The sequence below is a fragment of the Streptomyces sp. NPDC005151 genome, assembly GCF_053599875.1.
Window position 1 is genome coordinate 21,560 of the sequence record NZ_JBSFYR010000074.1, and the last position, 17,896, is coordinate 39,455.

A 17,896-nucleotide genomic window follows, 5' to 3' on the forward strand; every position below is an offset into this window, starting at 1 on the left:
GTCTTTCTGGAGAAATCGTGGAAATCCTGGCATTCGGTGTGCAGTCCGACGAGAAGCCGCTGATCGAGAAGGCCTTCGCCGGACAGCACGAGGTCCGCTGCCTGGACGTATTCCTCAACAAGGACACCGCGCCCATCGCGGCGGGCTACGAGATCATCTCCACCAGCGTCAACGCCGACCTGGGCAGCGGCGTGCTGCAGACGCTCGCCGCGGGCGGCACGCAGATGATCGCCCAGCGCTCCACGGGCTTCAACAACATCGACCTCGATGTCGCCGAACGTCTCGCCCTGCGGGTCGCCCGGGTCTCGTACTACTCGCCGTACTCGGTCGCCGAATTCGCCTGGACGCTCGCCATGGCGGTCAATCGCCGCATCATCCGCGCCGCGAGCCGCACCCGCGACTTCGACTTCCGGCTCGACGGTCTCCTCGGCCGGGACATGCACGGCCGTACGGTCGGCGTGATCGGCACGGGCAAGATCGGCGAGGCCTTCACCCGTATCGCGCACGGCTTCGGGATGAAGCTGCTCGGCTGGGACGTGGCCGAGAACCCCGCCTGCACCGAACTCGGCATGACCTACGTCGAGAAGGAACAGCTCCTCGCCGAGTCCGACCTGATCAGCCTCCATGTCCCGCTGCTGCCCGCGACCCACCACATCATCGGTAAGGAAGCCCTGGCCGCGATGAAGGACGACGTGATCCTGATCAACTCCAGCCGTGGCGGACTGGTGGACACCTCGGCCCTGGTCACCGCATTGCGGGCGGGCCGCTTCACCGGTGTCGGACTCGATGTGTACGAGGCGGAGGCCGGGCTCTTCTTCCTCGACAAGTCCCTGGAGGGTGTCGACGACGACACCCTGGCCCGGCTCGTCACCTTCCCGAACGTCATCGTCACCTCGCACCAGGCGTACTACACGGAGGACGCCGTGGCGCAGATCATCGACGCCACCGTGCAGAACGTCGCCGACTACCTGGCCCGCCGCCGCAGCGACAACGTCCTCGTCCCCAGGCCTCCCCAGGCCTAGTGCCCCTCCCCGGCAGGCTTTGCCCCGTCGCACCGCCCAGCACGCCCGCTCACCGCGTTGGCCACAAGTCCTGGTAGCTCCTTCCCCAGGCTCTCAACTTCGTTCGAGCAGGGGAGACCCCACTGGGGGACTTCCGGCCGCCTTGCGATCGCACGCACCGGACGACGCTCCTCATGGGGCAAAACATTGCCGGTCACGACATTGGGTCCTGTCGTCGGATCAGCCCGGCCTGATCCGAAAGAAAGGCTCTGAGGCCCCGGCCCGTCTCGGCGGATTCCGGAGCCCCGTCCGCGTCCGCGGTCAGCCGGGCACGGGCAGCCCCGCCAGCAGCTCGGCGACGATCGACGCGCCGCGCAGCGTCAGCACCGACTCCGGGTGGAACTGCACCGACGCGAACCCGCCCCCGCGCAGCGCGTGCAGTTCTCCGGTGGCCGCGTCCCGGCTCACCTCGATGGAGTGCGCGGCCAGCTCGGTGACCGTCTCGTCGTCGCAGCGTGCGGTGAAGCTGTTGTAGAAACCGACCGTCTCCGGGCGCCCGAACAGCTCGATCCGGGTCTGCGCGCCCTGGTACGACACGGTCTTGCGGACGATCTCCAGACCCAGCTCCGCCGCGATCAGTTCATGGCCCAGGCACACGCCCAGCAGCCCGTGCCGGTGCTCCCGCACCAGCTCCGCGGCGAACTCGCGCAGCAGCCGCATCTTCGGATCGCCGGTGTCGGCCGGATCCCCGGGCCCGGGGCCCAGCACGACCGGGCCCGTGTGCGCCCGTACGGTCTCGCGCAGCCCCGGCTCGTCGTAGCGGTGCACCGACACCTCAAGGCCCGAGGCGCGCAGCAGATGCGCCAGCATCGCGGTGAAGGTGTCCTCCCCGTCGATCACCAGCGCATGGCCGGAGAGCTCCTGCGTGCGCTCCTGCATCCGCAGCCAGAACGGCGCGAGCCCGTCCCGCCGGGCGTCCAGGGCGGCCCGCACCCGGGGGTCACCGGCCAGTTGCGGACGCGTCTCCTCCGCCCGAGGCCGTCCCGGCCGCACGCCCAGTGCGGTCAGTACCCCAGCCGCCTTCGCATGGGTCTCGGCGACCTCACTGTCCGGATCGGAGTGGCGTACGAGCGTCGCCCCGACCGGCACCCGCAGCCGTCCGTCGGCCGCGATGTCGGCGGTACGGATCAGGATCGGCGAGTCCAGGGTCTGTGCCCCGCCCGGCTCCTGCCGCAGCAGGGCCAGCGCGCCCGCGTAGTAGCCGCGGCCGCCGGGCTCGTACCGCTCGATGACCCGGCACGCGTTCTGCACGGGCGAGCCGGTGACGGTCGCGGCGAACATGGTCTCCTTCAGCACCTCCCGCACATCCAGCGAGGAGCGCCCGCGCAGCTCGTACTCGGTGTGCGCGAGATGCGCCATCTCCTTGAGCCGCGGCCCGATCACCACGCCGCCCATGTCGCCGACGGTGCACATCATCTTCAGTTCCTCGTCGACCACCATGGAGAGCTCCTCGGTCTCCTTGCGGTCGCCGAGGAAGGTCAGCAGGCTCTCGGCGGTCGGCCCTTCGGCGGGGTAGCGGTACGTTCCGCTGATCGGGTTCATCACGACCGTCCCGCCGGACATCCGCACATGCACTTCCGGGCTGGCGCCGACCAGCGTCCTCTCCCCGGTGTGCACGACGAACGTCCAGTACGCACCCCGCTCACCGGCCAGCAGCCGACGGAACAGGGCCAGCGCGTCGGTCCGCCCGAACCCCGGGATGTCGCCCTGGAAGGTCCGCCGGATGACGAAGTTCGCGCCCTCGCCCTGCCCGATCTCGTCCTCGATGACCCGCCGGACGACGCCGGCGTACTCCGCGTCGGGGACGTCGAAGGCGCCGTGCTCGACCCGTACGTCATGGGTGGGCAGCGCGGCGAGCACCTCGTCCAGCGGAAGCTCGTACGTCTCGTCCGCGACGAGCACGGACAGCGGTGTCCCGTCGTCGCGCACGTCGAATCCGCGCTCGGCGATCTGCCGGAACGGCACCAGGGCGAGCGAGGGCTGCGGTCCGACCGGGAGACCGGCGAGCCGGTCGGCCTCCCGGACCCGGCCGATCAGCACCTCGACGATGTCGTGGTCGTGACCGGGGGTGCGCCTGCGCAGCAGCGCGAACGGCGGGCAGTCGTCCCGGACCAGCCGGGCGAGGACGGATGCGGTGCGATGAGGCATGGGGTGGTGTTCCTTCCGGATGGAGGAACGGCCCCGAAACGCAGAGAAGGCCGCCCCTCGGGCGGCCTTCGCGTGGTCTGTCGCGCGCGATGAATCAGTGGGCCGCCGGATGAGCGGTCCACCACCAGTTCTGGTGCGTCTGCGCGAACATGTCCGAACCCTATCGGACGCCCGGTTCATCCGAGCGCGCGTCTCAACTGTTGAGCGTACGGATGGATGCCCCCCTGGACCCCGTAATGTTGTGGTTGTGACCGTGAACGCCAATACCTCCGTCGCCGGTGGCAACACCTGGCGAGACCTTCCCGCGGCGCAGCAGCCCGAGTACCCCGATGCCGAGGCTCTGCGCGATGTACTCGCGGACCTCGCGTCGTATCCGCCGCTCGTCTTCGCGGGCGAGTGCGACCAGTTGCGCGCCCGCATGGGAGCCGTCGCCAAGGGCGAGGCGTTCCTGCTGCAGGGCGGCGACTGCGCCGAGGCCTTCGACGGTGTGTCGGCCGACCACATCCGGGCCAAGCTGAAGACGCTGCTCCAGATGAGCGCTGTCCTGACCTACGCGGCCTCCGTGCCCGTCGTCAAGGTGGGCCGGATCGCCGGCCAGTACTCCAAGCCGCGCTCCAAGTCGACCGAGACCCGCGACGGCGTGACCCTGCCGACCTACCGCGGCGACTCCGTCAACGGCTTCGCCTTCACCGAGAAGGCCCGCGTCCCGGACCCGGACCGGCTGAAGCAGATGTACCACGCGTCCGCTTCCACGCTGAACCTGGTCCGCGCCTTCACCACCGGCGGTTACGCCGACCTGCGCCAGGTCCACGCCTGGAACCAGGACTTCGTGAAGTCGTCCCCGTCCGGTCAGCGTTACGAGGCGCTGGCCCGCGAGATCGACAACGCGCTGAACTTCATGAAGGCGTGCGGCACCGACCCGGCCGAGTTCAAGGCGGTCGAGTTCTACTCCTCGCACGAGGGGCTGCTGCTGGACTACGAGTCGGCGCTGACCCGCACCGACTCGCGCACCGGTGAGCTGTACGACACCTCCGGTCACATGGTCTGGATCGGTGAGCGCACCCGCCAGATGGACGGCGCGCACATCGAGTTCGCCTCGAAGATCCGTAACCCCATCGGCATCAAGCTCGGCCCGACGACCACCGTCGACGAGGCGCTCGGCTACATCGACCGCCTCGACCCGGACCGCGAGCCCGGCCGGCTGACCTTCATCGTCCGGATGGGCGCCGACAAGGTCCGCGACAAGCTCCCCGCGCTGGTCGAGAAGGTCACCGCGTCCGGTGCGGTCGTCGCCTGGGTCACCGACCCGATGCACGGCAACACCTTCGAGGCGGCCTCCGGCCACAAGACCCGTCGCTTCGACGACGTCCTGGACGAGGTCAAGGGCTTCTTCGAGGTGCACAAGGGCCTCGGTACGCACCCGGGCGGCATCCACGTCGAGCTCACCGGTGACGACGTCACCGAGTGCGTCGGCGGCGGCCACGAGATCTTCGTGGACGACCTGCACCAGCGGTACGAGACGGCTTGCGACCCGCGGCTCAACCGCAGCCAGTCGCTGGACCTGGCGTTCCTGGTCGCCGAGATGTACCGGGACCAGTAGCCGTCACCGCAGGTAGCGCACGTACGACTGTGGGGCACGGATCGATGTGATCCGTGCCCCACAGGGCGTTCCGGGACTTTTACCGGTCCTGGGCGCCGGGTAAGGTTAGGTTGGCCTCACCGTTCAGCGGGGTGGCATCCATGACCCATCCTGCCGGGAGGTGAACCGCATGTACGTCTGCTCGTGTTTCGGCATTACGGAGCAGCAGGTCAAGGAACATGCGGACGCCGGGGCGTGCACCCCCCGTCAGATAGCCAACGCCTGCAAGGCGGGCACCGACTGCGGTGGCTGTGTCCGCCGGATTCAGGCGATGCTCGGCCGCGGTGCGTGCGCGCGCCGGGAACTGCTGGATCAGAAGCAGGCCCCCGGTGACGCCCCCGAGCAGACCCCCTCGACCGCACCGGGTGCGGCCCCCCGCATTGGTCCGGGCATCGCCCCCGGGCGGATCCCGGGCATCGGTCCCGGTCCGGTCCCGGGCATCCGGCTCCCCGACGCGGCCTGAACCCGGCTCTCCCGGACCCGGCCGTCCCGCACTCAGCTGTCCCGGACTCAGCTGTCGGGCTGCTCGATCTGCTGCGCGATGTAGAGCGGCTCGCCGAGCTTCTCGATCAGTTCCAGCTGGGTGTCGAGGTAGTCGATGTGCTCCTCCTCGTCCTCCAGGATCGATTCAAAGATATTTGCGGACGTGATGTCGCCCTTCCCGCGCATCAACTCGATACCGCGCTTGAGCCGGTCGATCGCCTCCACCTCGACCTGGCGGTCGGCCTGGAACATCTCGGTGACCGTCTGGCCCACGCGTACATGGAAGAGCCGCTGATAGTTGGGGAGCCCATCGAGGAAGAGGATGCGGTCCGTCAGGGTCTCGGCGTGCTTCATCTCGTCGAACGACTCGGACCGCGTGTACTTCGCGAGCTTCGTCCAGCCGAAGTTGTCCTGCATCTTTGCATGCAGGAAGTACTGATTGATGGCAGTCAATTCGGCGGTCAGCTGTTCGTTCAGGAACTCGAGGACCTCGGGGTCGCCCTGCATCGCAGAGGCTCCTTCCAACCGGTGAACTGGGCACGTTGGCCGCATCCTCGCACCGCACCCCCCAGCCGTCCAGTAAGTACATGCTTAGTACGAGTTGTCCGAATAGTCGCTACCCTGGTCATGACCACCCCTGCCTGTCTGTCACCATGGAGGCATGGGTCAGCCGGAAAGCCGGGAATACCGCGAATCAGAGCAGTCCGAGCTACCGCCGGGTCAGCGACTGCAGCGCGGTTGGCCGGTTACCCACTACGGGCCCGTTCCCAAGTTCAAGCCCGACCGCTGGGAGTTCCGGGTCTTCGGGGCCACCACGGACGGCGAGAAGCACTGCTGGAACCACCAGGAGTTCTCGGCCCTGCCGTTCTCCTCGGTCGTCGCCGATCTGCACTGCGTCACGAAATTCAGCATGCTCGGGGCCGAATGGGGCGGGGTCCTCGCCCGTACGATCCTGGAACTCGCGCCACCCGCGCCCCAGGTCACGCATGTGATGGTCTGGGCCGAGTACGGATTCAGCTCGAACCTGCGGCTCGCCGACTTCACCTCGGACCGCACGCTTTTCGCCACCCACAAGGGCGGTGAGCTGCTCACCGCGGAGCACGGCTTCCCGCTGCGCCTTGTCGTACCGCACCTGTACGCCTGGAAGGGGCCCAAGTGGGTCCGGGGCGTCGAGTACATGACGGCCGATCGCCGGGGCTTCTGGGAGGAGCGCGGCTACCACAACATCGGCGACCCGTGGCGCGAGCAGCGCTACTCCTACCAGGAAGAGCCCGGGGAAGGCCCCGAGCTCTGACCTGACGGTCCCGGTGCGGGGCCTTCCTCAGTGGTGGTACTGGTGCACCACCGCGTGGCCCTTGCCGCGGCCGATCATCCACTTGTTGACCGGTGTGGTGACGACGAAGGCGGCGGCCAGCGACAGCGCGAGTGCACCCCAGAACAGCGCGTCGGCGAGCTGTGCGTCCATGGCGCCCGGCCACAGGACGATCACGCCGTTGTCGATCAGTTCCATCACCGCGATGGAGAGGGTGTCGGCGGCCAGGGCGACCCGGAACGCGGTACGGAAGTCGACGCCGGCCTTCAGGATCGAGCGCAGCGTCAGCATGTAACCGAAGAAGAACGCCAGGATGATCGCGAGGACCATCGTCCCCGTGTTGCCCCAGCCGAGCGCCGTGCCGATCACCATGCCGAGGATCTCGCCGATGGCGCATCCGGTGAGGCAGTGCAGTGTGGCGCGCGCGGCCATGGCCCAGTCGACCCGGCCGGGGGAGTGCGCCGCGTGGCCGGCGTGAGCCGAGTGGTCGGCATGGCTGCTGCCGTCGTGGCCCTGCCCGTGGTGCTCGTGGTGCTGCTCGTGCTGCTGGTGCTCTTCGTCACGCGTGTCGCGCTGCATGGCGATCCCCCCAATGCCGGTAGCGGTTCCTGTCGACGACAAGAACCATATACCCCCTAGGGGTATTCCTCAATGGGTTTCGCGGTCACCCGCAGTCGCGCAGCCCCTTCAGTCGCGCCACATCCGCCGCATGGCCTTCCTTGCCGCCCGGCGTCTCGATGATCAGTGGTACTCCCGCTGTCGCCGGATGCGCGAACAGCTCCCGGAACGGCTCCTCGCCGATGTGTCCGGCGCCGATGTTCTCGTGCCGGTCCTTGTTGGCTCCGACCACGTCCTTGGAGTCATTGGCGTGGATCAGCTTCAGCCGCCCCTCGCCGACCGTGTCCACCAGCAGGTCCAGGGTCTGCTTCATGCCCGCGGGGCCCGCCAGATCGTGCCCCGCCGCGTAGATGTGGCAGGTGTCGAGACAGATACCGAGCTTGGGGTGGGCGTCGAGTGCGTCGAAATACGGGCCGAAGTCCCAGGTCCGCGAGCAGAGCGAGAATCCCTGTCCGGCGGTCGACTCCAGCAGCAGATATGGGTCGTCGTCATGGGTCAGCTCGTCGAGGAGCGGCCTCATGTGCGCCCGTACCTGCGCCAGGGCCTCCGCGCGCGGCCGGCCGCCGGTCGCCGAGCCGGTGTGCACCACGACGCCCAGGGCGCCGATCTCACGGGCCCGGCGCAGGGAGTGGCGCAGCGAGTCCACCGACTTCTCCACGGTGGCCTCGGTGTGCGAGCCGAAATTGATCAGGTACGGGGCGTGGACGTATGCCGGTATCGACTCGTCTGCACACCCGGCGCGGAACTGTTCGTCCTGCGCCGGGTTCCCGGTGGGTGTGGCCCAGCCGCGCGGATTGGCGACGAAGACCTGGACGGCCTCCGCCCCCATCTCGCGGGCGTAGGGCAGACCGACTTTGGCGAGGCCGCCGGCCACGGGGATATGGCCGCCGACGGGGTTGCGCATATGGATCTAGAGCCCCTTGGTCTTGATGGTGATGGTGCTGCCCTCGGGGGCCTGTTCGCCGCCGTCCACGGACTGACTGGCGATCTTGTCGCTGAAGGAGAGGAACGGGCGGTCGACCTTGACCTCGAAGCCCGCCTCCTTCAGTAGCTTCGTCGCCTCGTCGACGTCCTTGCCGGTGACGTCCGGTACGTCGATCATCCGCGGGCCCTTGGAGACCGTGAGCGTGATGGTGTCGCCCTCGGCGGCCTGGGCGCCCTGGCCCGGGGACTGGTGCGCGATGTCGCCCTCGGCCTCGGGAGAGTTGACGCGGCCGGGCAGCACCTCGGCCTTCAGCCCTTCCTCGTCCAGTGCGGCGGTGGCGTCCTGGACCGACAGTCCGGTGACATCGGGGACGTCGACCGGGCTGCCCTTGCTGACGACCAGGGCGACCGCGGAGTCGGGGTGGCGCTCGGCGCCCGCTCCGGGATCCGTACGGATCACGTCGCCCCGGTCGAACTCCCTGCTGAACTCCCTGGTGACCATGCCGGGCACCAGCCCGCTCTTCTTCAGCGTCTGCCTGGCCTCGGCCAGCGCGATGCCCTCGACGGCGGGCACCCTCACGATCTCCGGGCCGCGCGACACGGTGATCGTCACCGAGCCGTTGCCCCGGATCCGGGCGCCGGACTTCGGATCGCTGCCGATGACCCTGCCGCGCTCGACGCTGTCGCTGTAGGCCAGCTTGACGCTCTTCAGCTCCAGCCCGGAGTCCGAGAGCCGCTGCCCGGCCGCCTTCTCGGTCTGGCCGAGAAGGGAGGGGACCCGGGTGAACTGTCCCGAGTTGATGTACCAGACACCGGCACCGGCCCCGAGCACCAGCAGCACGGCGACGATCGCGGCAAGCATTCCGCGCCGCGGCCCGCGTCGGGCCTGCCGGTCCTGCTCGGGCGGCAGCGGCGGGGGCATCTCCAGCCGGCTGGTGTGGTGGGCGGTGCCCTGACCCTCCGGGAGCACCCGGGGGATCACACTCGTGCGGTCCTCGGCGACGTCGTGCACCTCGGCGAGGGCCTGCGGCGGTACGGCGTCCAGTTGTTCGTCGGTGAGCGCGGCGCGCGCGGTGCGGGCCTCGGCCAGCAGGGCCACCGCGTCGAACGGGCGGATCTCGGGGTTACGGGCGGTGGCGCTCGCGACCAGGCGGTCCAGCTCGACCGCGAGCCCGGGGACGACGGCCGAGGGGGCCGGGACGTCCTCGTTGAGATGCTGGTAGATGACCTGGGCGGGGGAGTCGCCGGTGTGCGGCTTGGCGCCCGTCAGCATCTCGTACAGCACGACACCGCAGGCGTACACATCGGCGCGGGTGTCCGCCGTGCCGTGCTCGATCTGCTCGGGGGCGAGGTAGGAGACGGTGCCCAGGACGGATCCGGTGGTGTTCGTGACGGCGCCCACAGCCCGTACGAGACCGAAATCCGCGACCTTCACCCGGCCGTCGTCCCCTATCAGGACGTTCTCCGGTTTCATGTCGCGGTGCACGAACCCCGCCCGGTGTGCGGCACCGAGCGCGGCGAGGACCGGCTCCAGGATGTCCAAGGCGGCCCGCGGCTGCAGGGCGCCGCGCTCGCGCAGGACGTCGCGCAGCGTGCAGCCCGCGACGTACTCCATCGCCAGGTAGACGTACGCCCCCTGGGCGCCCTGGTCGAAGACCGCGACCACATTGGGGTGGGCGAGCCTGGCCACTGACTTGGCCTCGCGGATGAAGCGCTCGACGAACGAGGCGTCGGTCGCGAGCGCCGGGTGCATCACCTTGAGGGCGAGCACCCGGTCGAGCCGGGTGTCCATGGCCCGGTAGACCGTGGCCATCCCGCCCACGGCGATGCGGGCATCGACGCGGTAACGGCCGTCGAGCAGCTGCCCGACAAGGGGGTCCTGGAGGGTCATATCCACGCAGCCGAGTCTACGAGTTACCCCGGACATGGCTGGCGGGCCGGGGCTGTCCCGGGGCCGTACTGCAGCCGAGCCGTGACAGGGACATGCGCTTCAGGGGCGTACGGACCTCGGAACGCGCGTTCAGAACGCCGGCCGCTCCGGGTCCAGCACCGCCCGCCCCTCCACCGGTGAGGAGGCCTCCGCGAAGTGGCGCCGCGGGATCCGGCCCGCGCGGTACGCCAGCCGCCCGCCGTCCACCGCGTGCCGCATCGCCGCCGCCATCAGCTCGGGCTCCTGCGCCCGGGTCACTGCCGAAGCCAGCATCACCGCCGCGCACCCCAGCTCCATCGCGAGGGCCGCGTCCGAGGCGGTCCCGGCGCCCGCGTCGAGAATGACCGGCACCCGGGCCTGCTCGACGATCAGCTGGAAGTTGTGCGGATTGCGGATGCCGAGCCCGGAGCCGATGGGGGAGCCGAGCGGCATGATCGCCGCGCATCCCACGTTCTCCAGTTTCCGGGCGAGCACCGGGTCGTCGCTGGTGTACGGCAGGACGGTGAACCCGTCGTCCACCAGGGTCTCCGCGGCGTCCAGCAGCTCGACCGGGTCGGGCAGGAGAGTCCGCTCGTCGGCCACGACCTCCAGCTTGATCCAGTCGGTGCCCAGCGCCTCGCGGGCCAGCCGGGCGGTCAGCACGGCCTCGCCCGCGGTGAAGCAGCCCGCCGTGTTCGGCAGGACGCGGATCGAGAGGCGTTCGAGGACGGAGAGGACCGAGCCCTGCACGGTCGGGTCGAGGCGGCGCATCGCGACGGTGGTCAGCTCGGTGCCGGACGCCGTCAGGGAGCGTTCGAGCACGTCGAGACTGGGCGCCCCGCCCGTGCCCATGATCAGCCGGGAGCCGAACGTGGTGCCGCCGAGGGTGAAGAGATCGTCGGACATGGTCAGCCTCCCTGGACCGCGGTGAGGACTTCGATCCGGTCGCCGTCGGCGAGGGCGGCGGCCGACCAGCGGCTGCGCGGGACGACGGTCTCGTTGAGGGCCGCGGCGACCCCGGAGGGCGCCGCCGTCAGAGTCGCCACAAGCGTCTCCAGGGTGGTGCCCGCGGCGATCGAACGGGGATCGCCGTTCACGGAGACGGTGAGCGGAAGGGAGTCGGTCATGCGGGCTGCTCCTGACGTACGGAGGCGGAGGGCGGTACGGGGGCGGGTGCGAATCGTCCGGGGGCGAAGGGGCGGGCCACGGGGGGCAGCTCGCCGGTGGTCAGCAGCTCGGCCATGGCGTCACCGGTGACGGGGGTGAGCAGCACGCCGTTGCGGTGGTGGCCGGTGGCGAGGTGGAGGCCGGGCAGGGCGGTGGGGCCGAGCAGCGGGGCGTTGTCGGGAGAGGCGGGGCGAAGGCCGGCTCGGGTCTCGGTGAGCGGCAGTTCGGTGATGCCGGGCACCAGCTCGTGGGCGTCGCGCAGCAGCTCGTACACCCCGCCCGCCGTGACGGTGGTGTCCCAGCCCATCTCCTCGCTGGTCGCGCCGACGACGAGCTCGCCGTTCTCGCGCGGGACGAGATAGACATGGCTGCCCCGGACCGCGGCCCGCACGGTGCGGGTGAGGAACGGTGCGTAAGCGGCGGGCACGGTCAGCCGGAGCACCTGTCCCTTCACGGGCCGCACCGGGGGAACGGCCTCGTCCGGCAGCCCGGCGAGCCGCCCGCTGAGGCTGCCCGCGGCGAGTACGACCTGGTCGGCGGCCAGCTCCGTACCGGCCGCGAGTACGGCTCCGGCGGCTCGGTCCCGTGCCACCCCGAGGCGTTTTGCCCAGTCGCGGTGGAAGACCACCCCGGCCCGTTCGCAGGCCGTCAGCAGAGCGGCGGCCAGTCGGCGGGGATCGACCTGGTGGTCGCCGTCGACCCGCAGCCCGCCGCGCACGCCCGGCGCCAGCATGGGCTCCAGCCGGCGGCACTCACGGCCGGTGAGCCACTCCGACTCCAGCCCCGAACGCTGCTGCAGCGCGTGCAGCTCCCGCAGATGGGCGCGGTCGTCGGAGTCCAGGGCGACCGCCAGGGTGCCGCAGGTGCGGAAGCCGATGTCCTGGCCGCTCGCCGCCTCCAGTTCGGCCGCGAAGGCCGGGTAGCGCGCGGCGGACGCGACATTGAGGCCGAGCAGCATCTGCTCGCCGTAGTGGAGTTCGGTGACGGCGGCGAGCATCCCGGCCGCGACCCGGGCGGCCCCGCCGCCCGGGTCGGGGTCGACGACCGCGGTGCGCAGACCGCGCTGCGCAGCCCGCCAGGCGGTCACCAGACCGATGATCCCGCCCCCGATGACGAGGACGTCGGATTCTTGTGCGGATACGGATGTGTTCCCGGAAGAACGCATGGGCGTCCAGCCCCTCCCTTCGCCGGCATGACCCGGATCAGGTTCGTACGGTCGGAGGCCGCCCAGCCTCCCTCTCAGCCCGGTGCGTCCGGGCTCCCGCGAGTGTCTTACGGTGGCCACCCTAGACCCCGTCCCCGGACCCGGTAAGGGAGCAGCCATCGTGGCCCGTTCGCTCGACGGACTCGTCCTCTCGCCGGTCGCCGACCAGGCGCCGGGCCAGGTCGGCACCCGTACCCGCTTCACGTACCACGAGGAGGACGGCCGGATCTGGGCCGAGTACGCGGGCGGCGACGTGGTCCGGGGCCATCTCGTCGGCACCAGGACCGCCGATCGACTCGACTTTCGGTACGTCCAGTTGAAGCAGGACGGAACGACATCCTCCGGACACTGCCTCTCCACCGTCGTCGACCTCGCGGACGGCCGCGTGCGGCTGGACGAGCGGTGGGAGTGGGAGTCACAGGAGGGCAGCGGGACGAGCGTGGTCGAGGAACTGTCCAGCTGACGGACTGTCAGTTGTTTAAGGTGGACAGGTGAGCGAGCAGCAGACTGAGCAGCCGGACCGGCGGACCGAGCGCCGCATCGTCATCGTCGGTGCGGGCATGGCCGGTGTGCAGACCGCGGTGGCCCTGCGGGAACAGGGCTTCACCGGCCCGGTCACCCTGATCGGCGCCGAACCCCACCAGCCCTACGACCGGCCGCCGCTGTCCAAGGCGGTGCTGCTCGGCAACGCCGAGGACTCCGCCTTCGACATCGACTTCGAGGCGCTCGACATCGAGCTGCAACTGGGCCGCGACGTGACCGGCGTGCGGTCCGGGGCGCACGAACTGGACACCCCGACGGGCCCCGTCCCGTACGACGTCCTGGTCATCGCCACCGGCGCCGAACCGGTCGAGCTGCCGGGCTCCGAGGGTGTGCGCGGCGTCCATCTGCTGCGCACCCTCGACGACGCCGCACGGCTGCGGCCGGTCCTCGGTGAGCAGCACACCGTCGTGGTCGTCGGCGCCGGATGGATCGGCGCGGAGTTCGCCACCGCGGCCCGCGCTGCGGGCTGCGAGGTCACCGTCGTCGAGGCCGCCGACCGGCCGCTCGCGGGCGTCCTGCCCGCCGAGGTCGCCGCTCCGATGGCCCGCTGGTACGGGGAGAGCGGCGCGGAACTCCTCACCGGTGCCCCGGTGGCCCGCATCGAGCCCGGCCGGGTGGTCCTCGCCGACGGCCGCGCACTCGCGGCCGGAGCGGTGGTCGTCGGGATCGGTGCCCGGCCCGCCACCGCCTGGCTGGCCGGCTCCGGCATCGCGCTCGGACCGGACGGATCGGTGACCGCCGACGAAGCGCTGCGAACCTCCCTGCCCGATGTGTACGCCGTCGGGGACTGCGCCTCCTTCCCCTCCGCGCGGTACGGCACGCGCCTCCTCGTCCACCACTGGGACAACGCCGTCCAGGGGCCGCGGACCGCCGCCGCCAACATCATCGGCGCCGGATCCTGCGGGGCGCCGCAGCCTCTCACGTACGACCCCGTGCCGTACTTCTGGTCCGAGCAGTTCGACCGGTTCGTGCAGTACGCGGGCCATCACGGGGGCGCCGACACCCTGCTGTGGCGCGGCGACCCGGACGGCCCCGCCTGGTCGGTGCTCTGGCTGCGGGACGGCGCGCTGGTCGCCGTCCTCGCCGTCGGCCGGCCGCGCGACCTGGCCCAGGGGCGCAAGCTCATCGAGGCGGGGACGCGGCTCGATCCGGTGCGGGCGGCCGATCCCTCCGTGCCGCTGAAATCGGCGGTACGTCAGTAACGGCCTCCCCCACGACAGGGAGTGGGCTCCCGGCGCCCTGCGACCCCGCGTGAGGACGGCTCCACCCACCGTCACGGACGACACCGTGGACTCGACCGGCAACCTCGCCCGCACGGGCGGCGTGGTCACCGCCGCGGACGGAGCCTCGGCCGAGAAGTACCGGGGCACCACCGACACCGGAGCCTGCTACTCGCGTGTCCTGGAGTCCGCCCACGGCTGGATCACCAACGAACAGCAGTCCCGTTGCCGCGTCGCGGACGTGGTTCGCGAGGCCCTGAAGGGATGAGCCCGGGTATCGGCTGTCAGTGCGGGATGGCAGGCTTGTCCTGTGACCGAGATTGACGCAAAGATCGATGCTCTCGTCCCTGCCTGGCTCCACCTCCCCGACATCGCAGAAATGTTCGATATCGAGGTGACGCGCGTGCGGCAGCTGGTCAAGGAAGGCCAGCTCATCGCCGTACGACGTGGTGAGAACCGGGCGCTCCAGGTGCCTGCTGCCTTCATCGACGGCAACAAGGTGGTCAAGGGCCTCTCCGGCACCCTGACGCTCCTGAGGGACGACGGCTACTCCGACGAAGAGATGCTGGAATGGCTCTTCACCCCTGACCCGAGCCTGCCGGGTACCCCCGCACAGGCGCTGAGCGAGAATCGCGGCACGGAGGTGAAGCGCCGCGCCCAGGCGCTCGCCGTCTGACCGGGACGACCGTACGCGGGGTACGGGCCGTGCGCCTCTGCACGGCCCGTACCGCCGCATCGAGCCGCCCCGCCGTACCGCTCCGCACCACCAGCCGCTCCGTCCCAAGGGGGAACCGCACCATGCCCACGCCTCGCGCGCTGCTGTCCGATGCCCGGCTCTATCTGTGCACGGATGCCCGCAGGCGCCAGGGCGACCTCCCCGAATTCCTCGACGCCGTGCTCTCCTCCGGCGTCGACATCGTCCAGCTGCGCGACAAGGGCATGGAAGCGGCCGAGGAGCTCGAACACCTCGCTGTCCTCGCCGACGCCTGCAGGCGCCACGGCACGCTCCTCGCGGTGAACGACCGGGCCGATGTGGCCCATGCCATCGGCTCCGATGTGCTCCACCTCGGCCAGGGGGACCTGCCCGTGCCCGCCGCCCGCGCCGTCCTCGGCGAGGACGTGCTGATCGGCCGCTCCACACACGCCGAGTCCGAGGTCGACGTGGCCGTCGCCGAGCCCGGCGTGGACTACTTCTGCACCGGACCCTGCTGGCCCACCCCGACCAAGCCGGGCCGGCACGCCCCGGGCCTCGACCTCGTGCGGTACGCCGCCTCGCTCGGCCGGACGCGCCCGTGGTTCGCCATCGGCGGGATCGACGCGGACAACCTCGACGAGGTGCTGGACGCGGGGGCGCGCAGGGTCGTGGTCGTACGGGCCATCACCGAGGCCGACGACCCGGCTGCGGCCGCCGCCGGGCTCGCGAAGCGGATCAGGGCACGCGCCGACGTCTGACAAGCACGTCAGGAATGTCGCGGGGCATCCATGAACGACCGGGTCCGCCCGGAGACTGCACGAAGGGTGTCCGAGGGGTGGACAAACCACCAGTCAATTCGGGCAATTGCCGCTGGTCTGGCTGGGGCACCCTCGAGCCCTGGTTAACCTTCAGTATGGCCCTTGGCACTCCTTCTACCAGGACAGATCACGCATGCACCGTGCGTGAGCTTCTCGCGACCGGCAAGACGTCGTATTCGTTCGAGTTCTGGGCACCCAAAACCGAGAAGGGCGAGCGGAATCTCTGGAATGCCCTGCGCCGTGTCGAGGCAGTGGGGCCGAGCTTCGTCTCCGTGACGTACGGCGCCGGCGGCTCCACCCGGGCCGGAACGGTGCGGGCCACCCAGCAGATCGCTGCCGATTCCACGCTCACCCCGGTCGCCCATCTGACCGCCGTCAACCACTCCGTCGCCGAACTCCGCAACATGATCGGGCAGTACGCGGACGCCGGAATCAGGAACATCCTCGCCGTGCGCGGCGACCCGCCGGGCGACCCGATGGGCGAGTGGGCCGAGCACCCGCAGGGTGTGCGGTACGCGGCCGATCTCGTCCGGCTCATCAAGGAATCCGGCGATTTCTGTGTCGGCGTCGCCGCATTTCCCGAGATGCACCCGCGCTCGACCGACTGGGACGCCGACATCCAGCATTTCGTGGACAAGTGCCGCGCCGGCGCCGACTATGCGATCACGCAGATGTTCTTCAATCCGGACGACTATGTGCGTATGCGTGACCGAGTGGTTGCTGCGGGTTGCGACACGCCGATCATCCCCGAGGTCATGCCGCTCACCAGCGTCAAGCAGTTGGAGCGGTTTCCGCAGCTCAGCAACGCGTCGCTGCCGTCGTCGCTGAAAGAACGCATCCTCGCCGTCAAGGACGATCCCGCCGCTGTACGCTCCATTGGCATTGAGTTCGCGACGGAGTTCTGCGCGAGGCTGCGCTCCGAGGGTGTGCCCGGACTGCACTTCATCACGCTCAACAACTCGACGGCGACGCTCGAAATCTACGAGAATCTCGGACTGCACAAGCAGTCGTGACCGGCCGTACCCGCCACGACCCGGGGCGGTGGCCGTAGAAGGGGGCGGGCATGGGCTGGACGGTCCTCTACATCGCGTTCGGCATCGTGGCGTTGTGGCTGCTCGGTGAGGTGCTGCTGCAGTACAAGGCGCGCCTTCGCTGGCGCCTGCTCGCCTTCGGCGGCTTCGCCTGTGTGGTCGTCGGCGTACTGATGCCGTCCGTGTTCGTCATCGCCGTCGGCGCGATCGCGTTCGCCACCGGCCAGACGTACGTCACGCTCTCGTTCCGGCGCGGCTTCTCGACCGGCTGGGCCATAGGGGGCAGCCCGGGCGAGAGCCGTCGCCGCCGGTCGGGGGGCGTCCGGGACACCCACCGGGAGCCCACGCTGGAGGTGTCGGACCTGGAGATGGAGTACGACCGCTCGGACCAGGACGAGGCGAACAGCCCCGCTCCCGCGAGCGGGGCCGCGGTCTACGAGCCGGAGCCGCTGCCCGACGACACCGGGCAGTACGGCATCTACACCGACTCCCAGCCCGCGCAGCAGTCCCAGCCCCAGTACGCCTCCTACGACCCGTACCCGGACTCCTCCGCGTACACCGCGCCCGCCCAGGACGCGTACCCCGGCCAGGACAGCTACGGCGGGCAGGGCACGTACGCGAGCCAGGACTCCTACGCCGGACAGTACGACTACGGCACGGGCCGGCAGCAGTACGCCGCGTACTCCGACCCGTACATCGGCACCACCACCGGCTCCCCGCAGCATGGGGCGCAGGACCCGTACGCGAGCCATGACAGCTACGGCGGTCAGCAGCAGTTCACGGCAGACCCCTACGCCCAGCAGTACGCCTCCGAGACGCCGCCGGGCGGCGTCTGGGTGCCGCAGCAGCGCGAGGGCGAGCAGCACCCGCCGCTGCCACCGGAGCAGCCCGCGCCGTTCCCGAACGGCTACGACACCGGCTACAACGACCAGTACCGCTACTGACGGGGCGGGCCGCGCCGCGCCGTCGGGCGAAGGCCGAGCCCGGCGGCTGCTGGAGGACGGATCGGCGACCGGACGTGCCCGGCACCCGCCCCCTCAGAGCCTGTCGGGTGACCTCTGATCGGGCGGCCACGCCCTGGCACGCACGCTTCCCGCGTTGCCGAAATGCCCTAGTAGCTCCTTC

20 protein-coding genes and 1 riboswitch are annotated in these 17,896 nt (G+C 70.3%); of the genes, 11 read left to right on the forward strand and 9 right to left on the reverse strand.

What is annotated here, in order from left to right; genetic code table 11:
* Nucleotides 1–17: 17 nt before the first annotated feature.
* Complete coding sequence (locus ACWD6R_RS29950; protein WP_451821551.1) at nucleotides 18–1,022, forward strand: 2-hydroxyacid dehydrogenase; 1,005 nt, start codon at nucleotides 18–20, stop codon at nucleotides 1,020–1,022.
* 300 nt (nucleotides 1,023–1,322) lie between these two features.
* Here ACWD6R_RS29950 and ACWD6R_RS29955 read toward each other — a convergent pair whose 3' ends face one another.
* Together ACWD6R_RS29955 and ACWD6R_RS29960 are read right to left on the reverse strand one after the other, a co-directional pair.
* Nucleotides 1,323–3,209: an anthranilate synthase family protein gene (locus ACWD6R_RS29955; protein WP_451821552.1), complete on the reverse strand. Its 1,887-nt coding sequence runs from the start codon at nucleotides 3,207–3,209 to the stop codon at nucleotides 1,323–1,325.
* A gap of 94 nt (nucleotides 3,210–3,303) precedes the next feature.
* Nucleotides 3,304–3,360, reverse strand: a complete 57-nt coding sequence (locus ACWD6R_RS29960) for a trp operon leader peptide (RefSeq protein WP_107063558.1) — start codon at nucleotides 3,358–3,360, stop codon at nucleotides 3,304–3,306.
* Between the two features lie 102 nt (nucleotides 3,361–3,462).
* On the opposite strand from ACWD6R_RS29960, the gene ACWD6R_RS29965 reads away from it, so the two are divergent.
* Both ACWD6R_RS29965 and ACWD6R_RS29970 read left to right on the forward strand, forming a co-directional pair.
* Nucleotides 3,463–4,809 (forward strand): class II 3-deoxy-7-phosphoheptulonate synthase, encoded by a 1,347-nt coding sequence (locus ACWD6R_RS29965; protein ID WP_451821553.1) that lies wholly within the window; start codon nucleotides 3,463–3,465, stop codon nucleotides 4,807–4,809.
* A 169-nt stretch (nucleotides 4,810–4,978) separates the two neighbouring features.
* A complete protein-coding gene (locus ACWD6R_RS29970) occupies nucleotides 4,979–5,311 on the forward strand; it encodes a (2Fe-2S)-binding protein (protein WP_451821567.1) in 333 nt (110 codons plus the stop codon).
* Between the two features lie 47 nt (nucleotides 5,312–5,358).
* Here the strand turns inward: ACWD6R_RS29970 and bfr are convergent, their stop codons facing one another.
* Nucleotides 5,359–5,838, reverse strand: coding sequence for a bacterioferritin (bfr, locus tag ACWD6R_RS29975; RefSeq protein WP_451821554.1), 480 nt, complete (start codon nucleotides 5,836–5,838; stop codon nucleotides 5,359–5,361).
* A 154-nt stretch (nucleotides 5,839–5,992) separates the two neighbouring features.
* On the opposite strand from bfr, the gene ACWD6R_RS29980 reads away from it, so the two are divergent.
* A complete protein-coding gene (locus ACWD6R_RS29980; RefSeq protein ID WP_451821555.1) occupies nucleotides 5,993–6,625 on the forward strand; it encodes a sulfite oxidase-like oxidoreductase in 633 nt (210 codons plus the stop codon).
* 27 nt (nucleotides 6,626–6,652) lie between these two features.
* On the opposite strand, the gene ACWD6R_RS29985 is transcribed toward ACWD6R_RS29980, so the two are convergent.
* The 6 genes from ACWD6R_RS29985 to thiO all read right to left on the reverse strand — a co-directional run bounded on the left by ACWD6R_RS29985 (nucleotide 6,653) and on the right by thiO (nucleotide 12,426).
* Nucleotides 6,653–7,222, reverse strand: a complete 570-nt coding sequence (locus ACWD6R_RS29985) for a DUF4396 domain-containing protein (protein WP_451821556.1) — start codon at nucleotides 7,220–7,222, stop codon at nucleotides 6,653–6,655.
* An 85-nt stretch (nucleotides 7,223–7,307) separates the two neighbouring features.
* Entirely contained in the window at nucleotides 7,308–8,165 is an 858-nt protein-coding gene (locus ACWD6R_RS29990) for a deoxyribonuclease IV (protein ID WP_451821557.1), read from the reverse strand.
* Between the two features lie 6 nt (nucleotides 8,166–8,171).
* The gene (gene pknB / locus ACWD6R_RS29995; RefSeq protein WP_451821558.1) at nucleotides 8,172–10,082 is read right to left on the reverse strand and encodes a Stk1 family PASTA domain-containing Ser/Thr kinase; all 1,911 of its coding nucleotides are present in this window, start codon (nucleotides 10,080–10,082) and stop codon (nucleotides 8,172–8,174) included.
* Nucleotides 10,083–10,205: 123 nt separating this feature from the next.
* Nucleotides 10,206–11,000 carry a thiazole synthase gene (locus ACWD6R_RS30000; protein WP_451821559.1) on the reverse strand — a complete coding sequence of 265 codons (795 nt, stop codon included), beginning with the start codon at nucleotides 10,998–11,000 and terminating at the stop codon, nucleotides 10,206–10,208.
* Between the two features lie 2 nt (nucleotides 11,001–11,002).
* Nucleotides 11,003–11,221, reverse strand: coding sequence for a sulfur carrier protein ThiS (gene thiS / locus ACWD6R_RS30005; RefSeq protein ID WP_398948452.1), 219 nt, complete (start codon nucleotides 11,219–11,221; stop codon nucleotides 11,003–11,005).
* On the reverse strand, nucleotides 11,218–12,426 hold the full coding sequence (thiO, locus tag ACWD6R_RS30010) for a glycine oxidase ThiO (RefSeq protein ID WP_451821560.1): 1,209 nt from the start codon (nucleotides 12,424–12,426) through the stop codon (nucleotides 11,218–11,220). The genes thiS and thiO overlap by 4 nt, the downstream gene beginning before the upstream one ends.
* A riboswitch (TPP riboswitch) is annotated at nucleotides 12,424–12,536 on the reverse strand. It overlaps the preceding gene by 3 nt.
* A 50-nt stretch (nucleotides 12,537–12,586) precedes the next feature.
* On the opposite strand from thiO, the gene ACWD6R_RS30015 reads away from it, so the two are divergent.
* The 7 genes from ACWD6R_RS30015 (at nucleotide 12,587) to ACWD6R_RS30045 (ending at nucleotide 17,715) form a co-directional block, all read left to right on the forward strand.
* Nucleotides 12,587–12,928 carry a hypothetical protein gene (locus tag ACWD6R_RS30015; RefSeq protein ID WP_451821561.1) on the forward strand — a complete coding sequence of 114 codons (342 nt, stop codon included), beginning with the start codon at nucleotides 12,587–12,589 and terminating at the stop codon, nucleotides 12,926–12,928.
* Between the two features lie 28 nt (nucleotides 12,929–12,956).
* Nucleotides 12,957–14,210, forward strand: a complete 1,254-nt coding sequence (locus ACWD6R_RS30020; protein ID WP_451821562.1) for an NAD(P)/FAD-dependent oxidoreductase — start codon at nucleotides 12,957–12,959, stop codon at nucleotides 14,208–14,210.
* Between the two features lie 85 nt (nucleotides 14,211–14,295).
* Entirely contained in the window at nucleotides 14,296–14,496 is a 201-nt protein-coding gene (locus ACWD6R_RS30025; RefSeq protein WP_451821563.1) for a hypothetical protein, read from the forward strand.
* A 42-nt stretch (nucleotides 14,497–14,538) separates the two neighbouring features.
* Nucleotides 14,539–14,904 (forward strand): Rv2175c family DNA-binding protein, encoded by a 366-nt coding sequence (locus tag ACWD6R_RS30030; protein ID WP_451821564.1) that lies wholly within the window; start codon nucleotides 14,539–14,541, stop codon nucleotides 14,902–14,904.
* Between the two features lie 122 nt (nucleotides 14,905–15,026).
* A complete protein-coding gene (gene thiE / locus ACWD6R_RS30035; protein ID WP_451821565.1) occupies nucleotides 15,027–15,680 on the forward strand; it encodes a thiamine phosphate synthase in 654 nt (217 codons plus the stop codon).
* A 155-nt stretch (nucleotides 15,681–15,835) separates the two neighbouring features.
* The gene (gene metF, locus ACWD6R_RS30040; RefSeq protein ID WP_451821568.1) at nucleotides 15,836–16,753 is read left to right on the forward strand and encodes a methylenetetrahydrofolate reductase [NAD(P)H]; all 918 of its coding nucleotides are present in this window, start codon (nucleotides 15,836–15,838) and stop codon (nucleotides 16,751–16,753) included.
* Between the two features lie 50 nt (nucleotides 16,754–16,803).
* Nucleotides 16,804–17,715: a hypothetical protein gene (locus ACWD6R_RS30045; protein ID WP_451821566.1), complete on the forward strand. Its 912-nt coding sequence runs from the start codon at nucleotides 16,804–16,806 to the stop codon at nucleotides 17,713–17,715.
* Nucleotides 17,716–17,896 lie beyond the last annotated feature (181 nt).

Excerpts from the sequence above, each read along its gene's own strand:
- ACWD6R_RS29955 (WP_451821552.1), bottom strand. The coding sequence starts at position 3,209 with ATGCCTCATCGCACCGCATCCGTCCTCGCCCGGCTGGTCCGGGACGAC.
- ACWD6R_RS29970 (WP_451821567.1), top strand. The coding sequence starts at position 4,979 with ATGTACGTCTGCTCGTGTTTCGGCATTACGGAGCAGCAGGTCAAGGAA.
- bfr (WP_451821554.1), bottom strand. The coding sequence starts at position 5,838 with ATGCAGGGCGACCCCGAGGTCCTCGAGTTCCTGAACGAACAGCTGACC.
- ACWD6R_RS29980 (WP_451821555.1), top strand. The coding sequence starts at position 5,993 with ATGGGTCAGCCGGAAAGCCGGGAATACCGCGAATCAGAGCAGTCCGAG.
- ACWD6R_RS29985 (WP_451821556.1), bottom strand. The coding sequence starts at position 7,222 with ATGCAGCGCGACACGCGTGACGAAGAGCACCAGCAGCACGAGCAGCAC.
- ACWD6R_RS29990 (WP_451821557.1), bottom strand. The coding sequence starts at position 8,165 with ATGCGCAACCCCGTCGGCGGCCATATCCCCGTGGCCGGCGGCCTCGCC.
- ACWD6R_RS30000 (WP_451821559.1), bottom strand. The coding sequence starts at position 11,000 with ATGTCCGACGATCTCTTCACCCTCGGCGGCACCACGTTCGGCTCCCGG.
- thiS (WP_398948452.1), bottom strand. The coding sequence starts at position 11,221 with ATGACCGACTCCCTTCCGCTCACCGTCTCCGTGAACGGCGATCCCCGT.
- thiO (WP_451821560.1), bottom strand. The coding sequence starts at position 12,426 with ATGCGTTCTTCCGGGAACACATCCGTATCCGCACAAGAATCCGACGTC.
- thiE (WP_451821565.1), top strand. The coding sequence starts at position 15,027 with ATGCCCACGCCTCGCGCGCTGCTGTCCGATGCCCGGCTCTATCTGTGC.
- metF (WP_451821568.1), top strand. The coding sequence starts at position 15,836 with ATGGCCCTTGGCACTCCTTCTACCAGGACAGATCACGCATGCACCGTG.
- ACWD6R_RS30045 (WP_451821566.1), top strand. The coding sequence starts at position 16,804 with ATGGGCTGGACGGTCCTCTACATCGCGTTCGGCATCGTGGCGTTGTGG.